This window comes from Streptomyces sp. CB02980 (genome assembly GCF_014451325.2).
GTDB lineage: Bacteria > Actinomycetota > Actinomycetes > Streptomycetales > Streptomycetaceae > Streptomyces.
This window is the reverse complement of record NZ_JACSCH020000010.1, coordinates 322951-335610: the sequence shown is the minus strand read 5'-3', so window position 1 is coordinate 335610 and position 12660 is coordinate 322951. Positions and strand designations below refer to the sequence as shown.

Genomic DNA, 12660 nt, shown 5'->3' with positions numbered 1-12660 from the left:
GCCATCCCCACCGGCAACGGACCCAACGGCCGCACCATCTCCCCCGGCACCCCCAACGGCTCCCGGCTCGTCGCGAGCACGGTGACGCCCGGGCAGCGTGTGAGCAGCACGTGCGTGAGCTCCGCCGCCGCGGCGATCACGTGCTCGCAGTTGTCGAGGACGAGCAGCATCCGCCGCCCGGCGCAGTGTTCGACGAGCTCGGCGAAGGGATCCTCCGGGTCCGTCGCGGCGACCGCCGCACGGTGCCAGACGTGCGTCTCGCGCGCGCCCAGTGCGCTGAGGACCGCGGCGACGACCGTGGACCCCTCGCGTACGGAGGCGAGTTCGGCTAGGTGGACCGGGCCGCCCTGGTACGTCTCGGCCGCCTCCAGGGCGAGCCGTGTCTTGCCGACGCCGCCCGGCCCGGTGAGGGTGACGAGCCGCCTGGCGCCCCACTCGGCGGCGAGCGCGCCCAGGTCGTCGTCCCGGCCGATGAACGAGGTCAGCCGGGCGGGATGACCGACCGCCTGCCCGCTCCCCTCCGACGCGGCCGGCGAAGGCGCCGGCGCGGGCGCCGCGTCCGCCAGGAGTTCGGCGTGGAGGGCGCGCAGTGCGGGTCCCGGGTCCGTGCCCAGCCGGTCCGCGAGACCCGCGCGGACCTCCTCGTACACGGCCAGGGCCTCGGCGGTCCGCCCGGCCCCCCGCAGGGCGCGGATCCGCAGGGCCTGGAGAGGTTCGTCCAGCGGTTCTCCGGCCGCCAGGGCGGCGAGCGGGGCGAGGACCTCCGTGGCCCGTCCCAGGGCCAGGCCGGCGGCCAGCCGGTCGCGTCGCGCCTGTGTGTGCCGCTGTTCGACCCGTACGACCAGGGGGTCGGCGTCCCGGCCGGGCAGATCCGCGAGAGCGGGACCCCGCCAGAGCCCGAGGGCCTCGTCGAGGAGGGCGGCGGCCCGGGCCGGGTCCCCCGCGCCGAGCGCGGCGGAGCCCTCGGCGGCGAGCCGTTCGAAGCGGTGGAGGTCGACGGCGTCCGGGGCCGCGGCCAGCCGGTAGCCGCCGCCGGGCGCGGAGACGACGGCCTCCCGGCCCACGGTCCGGCGCAGACGCCCGACGAGGGCCTGGAGCGCCGCCGTACGGTCCTCGGCACGGTCGGTGTCGCCCCACACCTGGTCGATCAGCGCGCGCGTGCCCACCGCCCGCCCGCCGGCCGCCGCGAGGGCGGTGAGCAGGGCGCGGAGCCTGGCACCGCTCAGGACGGCCTCCGTCCCGTCGTCGGTACGGAAGGCCTGGCACGGACCGAGAACACGGTAGGGCGGCTGCACCGGCCCATTCTGCCCCGCCGCACGCCGGGGCCCACCGGCATTTTCGTGCGGCGCCGTGGTGCCGGCCCGCCGAACGACCCGCGCGGCGCTCCCGCCGCCGTCCGGCCCCGCTCCCCTCACCTCCCGGCCGCTCCCGCCGCCATCCGGCCCCGCTCCCCTCACCTCCCGGCCGCTCCCGCCGCCATCCGACCCCGCTCCCCTCACCTCCCGGCCGCTCCCGCCGCCATCCGGCCCCGCTCCCCTAGCCTCCCGGCCGCTCCCCCGTCGAGGCGAACTCGCGCCACGCCGTGTCATCGCCATGGCGTCGGAGGGGCGCGGGTTCGACAATGGGGAGGATGACCGATGAAGACCGGCGTACGCGCAATGGCGAGATCGGGCCCGCCGAGTGGCTCGCCATGAACCGGACCGGCAGCTTCGACTGGGATCTCGACACGGGCACCATCGATGTCGACAAGTCCGGGCTGCTGGTCTTCGGGGTGGCCCCGGACGCCTTCGACGGCCGCCCGGTGTCGCTGATCGCCCGCCTCGATCCCGAGGAGCGGACCAGACTGGAGGCTGTCGTACGGGAGGCGGTCACCAGCGGCGAGATGTCGTACGCCGCGCACTTCCCCATCCCGCAGGCCGACGGACCACCCCACTGGACGCATGTGCAGGCGCGGATCCTGCGCTCGCCGGACGGACGGGCGCGCCGGATCGTCGGAGTCGTACGGGACACGACCGCCGAGGTCACCCGCTTCGCGTTCGTCCAGGAGCTGGAGAAGCGGCGCGAGGTCCAGACGAACATCGTCGAGCGGACGACGGCCGCGCTGTCACGCGCGGTGACCGTGGACGACGTGACGGCCTCCCTGACCGGCCCCGGCGGGCTCGCCAGGCTCGGCGCGGACGGCCTGGCGCTCGGCCTCGTCGAGAACGGCTCGCTCAACATCATCGCGCTCAGCGGCGAAACCCTCGACGCGCTCGACGACTTCCGGACCCGGCGGCTCGACCGGGGCATGCCGCTCGCCGAGGCGGTGCTCAGCGGTCGGCCCCGGTTCGTCTCCTCGTTCCCGTCGCTCGGGCGGGACTTCCCCGAGCTGGCCCCCTACCTGGCGCGGCTGGACTTCCGGGCGGCCTGCTATCTGCCGCTGGTCGCGCAGGCGCGGTCGCTCGGCGGCATGGCCCTGTTCTACCGGGGCCGTACCTCGTTCAACGCCGACGAGCGCAACCTGGCCCTCGGGCTCGCGGCGATCGTCGCCCAGTCCCTCCAGCGGGCGATCCTCTTCGACGAGGAGCGGGAGCTCGCGACCGGGCTCCAGGCGACGATGCTGCCGCGCCGGATCCCGCGGATCAGCGGCGGCGAGATCGCCGTGCGGTACCACGCGGCCTGGAGCGGGCGGCAGGTCGGCGGCGACTGGTACGACGTGATCCCGCTGCCCCGCGGCCGGGTCGGAATCGTCGTGGGCGACGTCCAGGGACACGACACCCACGCCGCCGCCATCATGGGGCAGCTGCGCATCGCCCTGCGCGCGTACGCGGGTGAGGGCCACGCCCCCTCGACGGTACTGGCCCGCGCCTCCCGATTTCTCGCCGAGCTGGACACCAACCGGTTCGCCACCTGCACGTACGCCCAGGTGGATCTGGGCAGCGGCACGCTGCGGGCCGTACGGGCCGGGCATCTCGGGCCGCTGATCCGGCACACCGACGGCCGGGTCGGGCAGCCCAAGCTGCGGGGCGGGCTGCCGCTGGGGCTCGCGACGGTGTTCGGCGACGAGGAGTTCCCCGAGACGCGGCTCGACCTCGTCCCCGGGGAGACGCTGGTGCTGTGCACGGACGGACTCGTCGAGCAGCCCGGGTCGGACATCGAGACCGGTCTGGCCGCGCTCTCGGGAGCCATCAGCAGCGGCCCGCCGCAGGCGGAGGCGCTCGCCGACCACCTCTCCGAGCGGCTGTGGGAGCGCTGGGGCTCGGGCGACGACGTCGCGCTTCTGGTGCTGCGGCGCAGCCCGGACCCGGGCACGCCCCGCGCGCCGCGCATCCACCAGTACATCCACCAGGCCGATCCGCAGGGCCTGTCGGACGCGCGCGCGGCCGTGGGGCAGGCGCTGCACGACTGGGGCATGTCGGAACTTGCCGACGACGCCGAGCTGTTGACGGGCGAGCTGCTCGTCAACGTCCTGCTGCACACCGAGGGCGGTGCGGTGCTGACCCTGGAGGTGCTGCCCGAACCGGTGCGGCGGGTACGGCTGTCGGTGCAGGACCGGTCGAGCGCCTGGCCCCGGCGGCGTACCCCCGGCGAGGCCGCGACCTCGGGGCGCGGACTGATGCTGCTCGACGCGCTGGCGTCGCGCTGGGGTGTCGAGCCGCGCGGTGAGGGCAAGGCCGTGTGGTGCGAGATCGGTCCGGCGGAGGTGCCGGCGGACGCCGTGTGAGGAAGACCTGGGACGCCGTCTGAGGAAGACCTGGGAAGCACCCTGAGGAAACGGGCCCGAGGAAGGCCCGCCGCCCTGGGGAAGCGGGCTCGAAAGGAGACCCGCCGCCTTGGGGAAGCGGGTCCGAGGGGGCCCGAGGACGGGTTTCGAGGAAAACGAGGAGCGACGTCATGGATCCTGTGGCCGCCCTGAACCGGATCGCGTTCCTCCTTGAGCGCGCCCAGGCCCCGGGGTACCGGGCACGGGCCTTCCGCACGGCCGCCGCCGCGGTCTCCGCCCTGCCGGAGGGCGAGGCGGCCGAGCGTGCGGCGGCGGGCACCCTGGAGTCCGTGAAGGGCCTCGGGCCGAAGACGGCGGCGGTGGTGCGGGAGGCGCTGGACGGGCGGGTCCCGGAGTATCTGGCGGGGCTCGAGGCGGAGCTGGAGGAGTCCCTGCGGACCGCCGGACCGACGAGCGGCGGCGAGGCGTTGCGGGCGGCCCTGCGCGGCGACTGCCATCTCCATTCGGACTGGTCCGACGGCGGCGCCACGATCGAGGACATGGGCCGTGCGGCGGCGGCTCTCGGCCACGAGTGGGCCGTGCTCACCGACCATTCGCCCCGGCTCACGGTGGCGCGGGGCCTGTCGGCCGAGCGGCTCCGGGAGCAACTGGACGTGGTGGCGCCGCTGAACGAGGAGTGGGCGCCGTTCCGTCTGCTCACCGGGATCGAGTGCGACATCCTGGAGGACGGTTCGCTCGACCAGGAGCCCGAGCTGCTCGACCGCCTCGACCTGGTGGTCGGTTCGGCCCACTCGAAGCTCCGGATGGACGGGAAGGCGATGACCCGCCGGCTCGAACGGGCCGTGCGCAACCCGCTGATGGACGTGCTCGGGCACTGCACGGGCCGTCTGGTGGCGGGCGGACGGCTGCGGCCGGAGTCGGCGTTCGACGCGGAGCGGGTGTTCGCCGCGTGCGCCGAGTCGGGGACGGCGGTCGAGATCAACAGCCGTCCGGAACGGCTCGACCCGCCGCGGCGGCTGTTGCGGCTCGCGGTGGCGGCGGGCACGTACTTCGCGGTCGACACGGACGCGCACGCACCGGGCCAGCTGGAGTGGCAGATCCTCGGGTGCGCGCGGGCGGAGGAGTGCGGAGTGCCGGAGGAGCGGGTGATCAACACATGGTCGGCGGAACGGTTGTCGGAGTGGACCCGGGCCTGAGGGGGCGACTCGGGCCTGAGGGAGTGACCCGGGCCTGAGGGGGCGACTCGGGCCCGAGCGAGTGACCCGGGCCTGAGGGGGCGACTCGGGCCCGAGCGAGTGACCCGGGCCTGAGGGAGTGACCGGGCCCTCTGGATCATGACGCCGACCCGCGCGAACTGACGGTCCCGGCGGACGCCGCGAACTGACGGTTCCGGCGGACGCGAGGGCGCGGGTGAGCCGGTGGACGGGTGGTCAGGCGCGTTGCCACACCGTCGTCGCGTTGCAGAACTCGCGGATGCCGTGCCCGGAGAGCTCACGGCCGTACCCGGAGCGCTTGATCCCGCCGAAGGGGAGGGCGGGGTGCGAGGCCGTCATGCCGTTGACGAACACGCCCCCGGCCTCCAGGTCGCGCACGAAGAAGGCGACGTCCTCCGGGGTGCGGGTCCAGACGTTGGAGCTGAGACCGAACGGGGAGTCGTTGGCGACGGTCACGGCCTCCTCGATGTCACGGACCGGGTACACCGTGGCGACCGGCCCGAAGGCCTCCTCCTGGTGGATCCGCATCTCGGGAGTGATGCCGACGAGGACGGTCGGCCGGTAGTACCAGCCGTTCGCGAACTCCGGCTCCGCCGGCCGGTGGCCGCCGCACAGGGCGGTGGCGCCCCGCCGTACGGCGTCGTCGACGAGCGCCTCCAGGTCGGTGCGGCCCTGTTCGGTGGCGAGGGGGCCGACGTCGGTGGCCTCGTCGAGGGGGTCGCCGACGGTGAGGGCGTTCATGGCGGCGGTGAAGCGCTCGGAGAAGTCGTCGTACACGTCCTGGTGGACGATGAACCGCTTGGCGGCGATGCAGGACTGCCCGTTGTTCTGCACGCGCGCGGTGACGGCCGTCTTCACGGCCCCGACGATGTCGGCCGAGGGCATGACGATGAACGGGTCGCTGCCGCCGAGTTCCAGGACGGTCTTCTTGACCTCGTCGCCCGCGACGGAGGCGACGGCCCTGCCCGCGGGTTCGCTGCCGGTGAGGGTGGCGGCGACGACCCTGGGGTCGCGCAGGACGCGCTCGACGTCGCCGGAGCCGATGAGCAGGGTCTGGAAACAGCCCTCGGGGAATCCGGCGCGGCGGAAGAGATCGCCGAGGTAGAGCGCGGTCTGCGGCACGTTGGAGGCGTGCTTGAGGAGGCCGGTGTTGCCCGCCATGAGCGCGGGCGCGGCGAAGCGGATCACCTGCCAGAGCGGGAAGTTCCACGGCATGACGGCGAGAATCGGGCCGAGCGGCCGGTAGTGGACGCGCGCGACGTCGGCGCCGGAGTCCTGGACGTCGCTCTCCGCCGGGTGCTCGTCGGCGAGCAGTTCCTCGGCGGAGCGGGCGTACCAGCGCATCGCCTTGGCGCACTTGCCGGCCTCCGCGCGGGCGGCGGCGATCGGCTTGCCCATCTCGACGGTCATGGTGTGCGCGATGTCCTCGGTGTCCTCGTCGAGGAGGCCGGCGGCGGCGCGCAGCAGGCGGGCGCGTTCGGCGAAGGAGGTGGTGCGGTACTGGCGGTACGCCTCGTGAGCGGCGGCGATCCGCCGCTCGACCTCCTCGGGCCCGTGGGCCTCGTAGACGCGCAGCGTCTCGCCGGTCGCGGGGTTCACGGTGGCGATGCCCATGACGGGTCTCCTCCTGACATCGGCCCCCGTCTGCACGTTTCCGCTAAGCGGGGCTCGGCGCAACAGGGGCGGTGCGGTGGGGTGACCCGAAAGCGGCCGTGACCTCGGGAAACGTGGCCGGCGGGCGGTTTCTAGGCGGTGAGCCAGGTCAGGGCGCCGGAGAGGTGGGCGCGGAAGACGGGGTCGCGGTACGTCTCCGAGGCATGGCCGAGCGCGGTGAAGAACACCCGCCCGCCGTCGATCTCCCGGCACCAGACCAGCGGGTGGTCGTCACCGTGGGTGCCGCCGCGGTACGAGGTCTCGTCGGCCCGGGCGAGGATCCGTACCCCTGACTCAGTGCCGCCCCGCGGGTCGGACGTGAAGTTGTACCACTCGTCGGTCCAGGCCCAGCGGGCCGGCAGCGGTGCCGTCGCGGGGTGGTCGTGGTCGTCGACGAGGACGATGCCGGGCTGTATCTCGGGGTGGCCGTCGAAGCGGGTGCCGAGCAGCTCGCCGTAGAAGGGCCAGTCGGGCTCGGCGTTGGCCGCCGCGTGGACGGCGAGAAGGGCGCCGCCGCCCCTGAGGTACGCCTCGAGGGCGACGCGCCCCTCCGGCGTCAGGACGTTCCCGGTCGTGGACAGCAGGACGACGACGGCACACCCGGCCAGGCGCCCGGGCGTGAACACCTCCGGGTCCTCGGTCACCTCGGCCTTCCACCCGAGGTCGTGCGCCAGCTCCGTGAGCGCGGCGGCCCCGTCGGGGATCGAGTCGTGGCGGTAGCCCGTGGTGCGGGTGCAGATCAGGACGTCCGGGGTGGGCACGCGGGGACTCCAGGGGACGGGGGCAGCGGACGAGGCACGGGAGTAAGCGCTTTCCGTACGGGATCGACCGTAGCCAGCGAAAACCCCCGACCGCAACCCTCGGCCGTGGACCCGGCGACCTTCTGCCGTCCGGACGGTTTCCTGGAGCCCACCGAGTTCGGCGTCGCGGCCCGGATGGGCCTGATCGCACTCGCCGAGGGCGACGACAAGGACCTGCTCGACGACTGCATCGAGGCGCAGATCCACGGCCCGGTCCACATCGCGCGCGATGTGGAGGCACTGGTCCTGGACCCGAGCCACCGGGGCACGGAGGTGGAGGGTCTGGCACCACCTGGCCCGCTTCGGCGCGCCGGCCGCGTGACCGGCCGACGTACTCCGCGATGCGCCCCATCTGCGCACCTGATCCGTTGTCGTATCGGATACATCTCTGTATCTTTTGGCGCGCCATGCCTCGCCCGTGCCCCACCCGCTCACCGAGGAGCCGTCATGAGCACCGTGCCGCCCGCGCTCGCCGCCGCCGTCGGGCCGTTGCCCGAAGGGGTCGTCCTTCCGCTGCCGCCCACCTTCGACTCCGTCGAGGAGGAGCGCCGGTACCGCAAGGAGCAACTCGCCGCCGGTTTCCGCATCTTCGGGAGGTTCGGCTTCTCCGAGGGGGTCGCCGGGCACATCACCGTCCGCGACCCCGGCGACCCGAACGCCTTCTGGGTCAACCCCTTCGGCATGAGCTTCGGCCAGATCAAGGCCTCCGACCTGATCCTGGTGGACCACGAGGGGACCGTACTGGAGGGGCGCAGGCCCGTGAACCGGGCCGCGTTCGTCATCCACTCGCGGGTCCACGCCGCCCGGCCCGACGCGATCGCCGCCGCGCACTCGCACTCCCTGCACGGCAAGGCCTTCTCCAGCCTCGGCATCCCGCTCGACCCGATCACCCAGGACGCCTGTGCCTTCTTCGAGGACCACGGGATCTACGACGACTACCGGGGCGTGGTCAACGAGACCGAGGAGGGCGAGCGGGTCGCCAAGGCCCTCGCCGACCACAAGGCGGTCATCCTCAAGAACCACGGGCTGTTGACCGTCGGGCAGTCCGTCGCCGAGGCCGTGTGGTGGTTCGTCACCATGGAGCGGTCCTGCCAGGCGCAGCTCCTCGCGATGGCGGCGGGCACGCCGCAGCACATCGACCGGGAGACGGCCCTGCTCACGCGTGGGCAGATCGGCGGGCATCTGGCCGGCTGGTTCCAGGCGCGCCCGCTCTGGGATCAGATCACGGCGTCGGACCCTGACCTCTTCGACTGACCCTCGTCCTCGGTGCCGGTGTCGGCGCCGCTGCCGGTGTCGGCGCCGGGGATCTGCCGTGTCGACACCTCCAGGAGCGGGGCGAGGAACTGTCGCTCCAGGCTGCCCGGCGGCAGCTCCGCCGGCTCCACGTAGCTCTGCGCGAGTCCCCCCTCGCGCAGGGCGATGAGGAGGCGCGCGAACCGGTCTGCGTCCACGGTCAGTTCGCGCCCGGCCCGGCGCAGGACGAGGGTGAGCCCGCGGGCGATCTCGGCCCGCAGCCGCGCGTCGTGGCGCGCGAGCACCCAGGCGGTCTGCGGGTCGCGGATGGCGTGCAGGGTGAACTCGGTGGTGACGAGGTACCAGTCCCGCTCGTCCGGCTCGACCCGGGCGGCCAGCTCCGCGAGCCGGGTCAGGGTGTACTCCTCGGCGGTCAGCGCGTCGATCGACTCGGCGAGCCGTCGTACGGTCCGGTCGCTGTGCTCGTCGAAGAGGGCGAGGAAGAGCTCTTCCTTGCTGGCGAAGTTCGAGTAGTACGCGCCCCGCGTGTATCCGGCGCGCTCACAGATCTGCTCGATCGTCGTCGCGTGGAAGCCGTGCTCTGCGAAGGTCTCCAGGGCGGCCTTCAGCAGCGCCGCGCGGGTACGGGGCCGCCGCCTGGTGACACCTTTCGGCACGGGTGGGTCCTCCTTCGTCCTGGGCCGCTTCCTGCGGCGGACGACCACCCTACCGGCGGCCTCATCCCGGGCAGGGATGACCACCGGCGGATAATATTCACGCATGGGAGAGCGACCCGTCGCGCCCGCGGCGCCCGATCTGGTCCTCGAGCTCGACGGGGACGCGACCCGGATGAGTCCGAGCCGTGTCTATCGCATCGGGCGCGACCCCACCAGCGACATCGTGCTCGCGGACGCGCGCGCGTCCTGGCACCACGCGGTGCTCAGCGCCCCCGCCGGCCACTGGACCCTCGCCGACGAGAACAGCACGAACGGCACCTTCACGGACGGCCTGCGAGTGGCCGGGCCGCGGGAGGTGGGCCCCGGGACGGTCGTACGGTTCGGGCATCCGGAGGACGGACCGCGCGCGGTGCTGTCGTCGGGAGCGGCCCCAGCCACTCCGGAGGCGATGCCGGCGGCGCAGCCGCAAGCACAACCGGAAGCAGAACCGGAAGCCCCGCCGCCCCACCCCGCACCGGCACCGGCACCGGCACCGGCCTCCGAGCCGGAACCCCCGCCCACCCCAGCGACACCGACACCGGCACCGGCACCTGCTCCGACGCCGGCCCCCGCCCCGCCCCCGGCGGTCTCCCCCGTGGAGCCCGCCCCCGCACCGACCTCCCCCGTGCCCCCCGACCTCGTCACCCCGCGGAACGCGCCGCCGCCCCGGCCCTCCTCCGTCTCGCACCCCGCCGCCACCGGTACCTTCCGGCAGCCGACGTCCGTGCGGCCCCTGCCCGCCCACAGCATCCGGATCGGCCGTGCCCCCGACAACGACGTCGTCGTCCCCGATCTCGTCGTCTCCCGACGCCACGCCGAGCTGCGCGCCCATCCCGACGGCACGTACTGGATCCATGACCTGGGCAGTCACAACGGCACCTACCTCAACGGCGCCCCCGTCGTCGACGCCCGTGTGACTCCGGACGACATCGTCGGTGTCGGCCACTGCGCGTTCTGTCTCATCGGCGGGCAGCTCGTCGAGTTCACCGACACCGGCGAGGTCTCCCTCGACGTCCAGTCGCTCGCCGTCACCGTCGACCACGGGCGCAAGACCCTCCTCGACGAGGTGTCGTTCCCCGTGGGCGAGAAGTGCCTGCTCGGGGTCGTCGGACCGTCCGGCGCCGGGAAGTCGACGCTCCTGGGCGCGCTCACCGGGCAGCGCCCCGCCGACCGGGGCACGGTGCTCTACGACGGCCGTGACCTGTACCGGGACTACGCCGAGCTGCGGCAGCGCATCGGGCTCGTCCCGCAGGACGACATCCTGCACCTCCAGCTGAGCGTGCGCCGGGCCCTCGGGTACGCCGCCGAGCTGCGCTTCCCCGAGGACACCGAGCCGGACGAGCGGCGGGCCCGGGTGGACGAGGTGATCCAGGAGCTGGGGCTCGTGGAGCGCGCGCAGCAGCCGATCCACAGCCTCTCCGGCGGCCAGCGCAAGCGGGTGAGCGTCGCGCTCGAACTGCTCACCAAGCCGTCGCTGCTCTTTCTCGACGAGCCGACGTCCGGCCTCGACCCGGGCATGGACCGGTCCGTGATGCACATGCTGCGCGGGCTCGCGGACGACGGCCGGACGGTCGTCGTCGTCACGCACAGCGTGCTCAGTCTGGACGTGTGCGACCGGCTGCTCGTCCTCGCGCCGGGCGGCCGGGTCGCCTACTACGGGCCGCCCGCGGAGTCCCTCGGCTTCTTCGGTTTCGACGAGTGGCCGGAGGCCTTCGAGGCCTTCGAGAACGACCGGGACCGCGACTGGGCCGGCCTGTACCGCTCCTCCCGCTTCCACCGCCGTTACGTCGCCGACGCGACGGCCCGCCCGAACGTCCCCGTACCGGGGTCCGCCCCGGTGGAGCGGGAACCGGCCCCGCCGCCGAAGGCGCAGAGCTGGGGCTCCCAGCTGCGGACGCTCGTCCGCCGGTACACGGCGGCGCTCTCCGCCGACCGCACGTTCCTGGCCATCATGATCGCGTTGCCGTTCGTGATGGGGGCGATGGCCCGGGCCCTGTCCGAGGGCGGCTTCAACCAGGAGTCGACGCTGAACGTCCTGCTCATCCTCTGTGTGGGCGGTGTCCTCACCGGCGCGGCGAACGCCGTCCGTGAACTGGTCAAGGAACGCACGATCTACCGGCGTGAGAGAGCCGTCGGCCTGTCCCGCTCGGCGTACCTCGCCTCCAAGGTGGTCGTCCTCGGTGCGATCACGGTCGTCCAGGCGGTCGTCCTGACCCTGGTGGCCCTGATCGGCGTCCCGCTGAACGTGCCCGGCGGCAAGGGCGTCCTGATGCCACCGCTCGTGGAGATCACCCTCGCCGTCGCGCTGCTCTCGTTCACGGCGATGATGCTCGGTCTGCTCGTCTCCGCCCTGGTCCGCAAGGAGGAGGTGACGATGCCGCTGCTCGTCCTCCTCGCGATCGTGCAGGTGGTGTTCTGCGGGGCGCTCCTGACCGTACGGGGGACACCCGTCCTGGAGCAGCTGGCGTGGCTGGTGCCGTCGCGGTGGGCGTTCGCGGCGATGGGCGCCACGGTCGACATCGGGACGGTCTCGCCGAGCGACAAGACGGCGGATCCGCTGATGGACCACACGGCGGCGGCCTGGCTGTTCGACATGGGCATGATGGTGGTGCTCTGTCTCCTCATCGGCCTGGCCGTGGCGCGGCTGCTGCGCCGCCACGAGCCGGTCGTCATGCGGAGGTAGGCCCGTGCACCCGGAGGTAGGCCCGTGAGCGTCCCCGTACCCGAGTACGTGCCGGACTTCCGGCCCACCCATGTCGTACCGCGCGACGGACTCGACACCTGGGAGGAGCCGGATCCGGGGCTGCCCACGACGCCGCTCGACGCGTTCCTGCCGGTACGTCTGGAGGAGCGGGCCGGTGACTGGGGGCGGATCCTCTGCTCCAACGGCTGGACGGCCTGGGTCGACGCGCGGCTCCTGGTCACCGTCCCGGACGACCCGCCGGCGGCGGGGCAGCCGCTCACCAGGACCGCCGACCCGCGCCCGCTGATCGCCCGCGCCGAGGACGCGCTCGGCCGCTACCGGCGGGCGGCGGAGGCGCTGGGGGCGGGGCGCCTCGACGGCGAGAACTTCCGGCTGCGGACGCGTGGGCTGCGGGTGGGCATGGTCGTCGACGGCGAGTCGGTGTGGCTGTACGACGCGGAGCACGAGCGGTGGGTGTACTGCGACGGGGTGGGGCTGAGTACGTACGCGGCGTCGTCGGCGCCCTCGGTCGCCTCCCCGGTGTCCCCGGTCTCCCCCGCCGTCGATGCGGCGAACCCCGACGAAGCCACGGATGCCGACGCAGCCGACGGAGCCGACGGAGCCGACAGTCACGAGCAGCCCGCCGCCGCTCCCCCCG

9 protein-coding genes and 1 pseudogene are annotated in these 12660 nt (G+C 73.7%); 6 read left to right on the top strand and 4 right to left on the bottom strand.

Features of this window, described 5'->3' with window-relative positions; all coding sequences use genetic code 11:
- Window positions 1-1295: BTAD domain-containing putative transcriptional regulator (locus E0F75_RS22645; RefSeq protein WP_187624368.1), on the bottom strand; the 1295-nt coding region annotated here is incomplete at its 3' end.
- A 335-nt stretch (window positions 1296-1630) separates the two neighbouring features.
- On the opposite strand from E0F75_RS22645, the gene E0F75_RS22640 reads away from it, so the two are divergent.
- Window positions 1631-3703: a SpoIIE family protein phosphatase gene (locus tag E0F75_RS22640; protein ID WP_187624367.1), complete on the top strand. Its 2073-nt coding sequence runs from the start codon at window positions 1631-1633 to the stop codon at window positions 3701-3703.
- A 170-nt stretch (window positions 3704-3873) separates the two neighbouring features.
- Window positions 3874-4899, top strand: a complete 1026-nt coding sequence (locus E0F75_RS22635; protein ID WP_187624366.1) for a PHP domain-containing protein — start codon at window positions 3874-3876, stop codon at window positions 4897-4899.
- 234 nt (window positions 4900-5133) lie between these two features.
- On the opposite strand, the gene E0F75_RS22630 is transcribed toward E0F75_RS22635, so the two are convergent.
- Window positions 5134-6531, bottom strand: coding sequence for an NADP-dependent succinic semialdehyde dehydrogenase (locus tag E0F75_RS22630; protein WP_187624365.1), 1398 nt, complete (start codon window positions 6529-6531; stop codon window positions 5134-5136).
- 131 nt (window positions 6532-6662) lie between these two features.
- A complete protein-coding gene (locus E0F75_RS22625; RefSeq protein WP_187624364.1) occupies window positions 6663-7331 on the bottom strand; it encodes a ThuA domain-containing protein in 669 nt (222 codons plus the stop codon).
- 174 nt (window positions 7332-7505) lie between these two features.
- On the opposite strand from E0F75_RS22625, the pseudogene E0F75_RS40085 reads away from it, so the two are divergent.
- Together E0F75_RS40085 and E0F75_RS22615 are read left to right on the top strand one after the other, a co-directional pair.
- Window positions 7506-7637 (top strand): annotated as a pseudogene (locus E0F75_RS40085) (DUF3626 domain-containing protein); the annotation flags it as partial.
- Window positions 7638-7817: 180 nt separating this feature from the next.
- Entirely contained in the window at window positions 7818-8624 is an 807-nt protein-coding gene (locus E0F75_RS22615) for a class II aldolase/adducin family protein (protein ID WP_229312796.1), read from the top strand.
- Here E0F75_RS22615 and E0F75_RS22610 read toward each other — a convergent pair.
- Window positions 8588-9280 carry a TetR/AcrR family transcriptional regulator gene (locus E0F75_RS22610; RefSeq protein ID WP_229312794.1) on the bottom strand — a complete coding sequence of 231 codons (693 nt, stop codon included), beginning with the start codon at window positions 9278-9280 and terminating at the stop codon, window positions 8588-8590. The genes E0F75_RS22615 and E0F75_RS22610 overlap by 37 nt on opposite strands.
- 103 nt (window positions 9281-9383) lie before the next feature.
- Here E0F75_RS22610 and E0F75_RS22605 point away from each other — a divergent pair, with 103 nt between their 5' ends.
- The gene (locus E0F75_RS22605; protein WP_187624362.1) at window positions 9384-12002 is read left to right on the top strand and encodes an FHA domain-containing protein; all 2619 of its coding nucleotides are present in this window, start codon (window positions 9384-9386) and stop codon (window positions 12000-12002) included.
- Window positions 12003-12026: 24 nt separating this feature from the next.
- On the top strand, window positions 12027-12660 hold a 634-nt coding region (locus E0F75_RS22600; RefSeq protein ID WP_229312793.1), incomplete at its 3' end, for a hypothetical protein.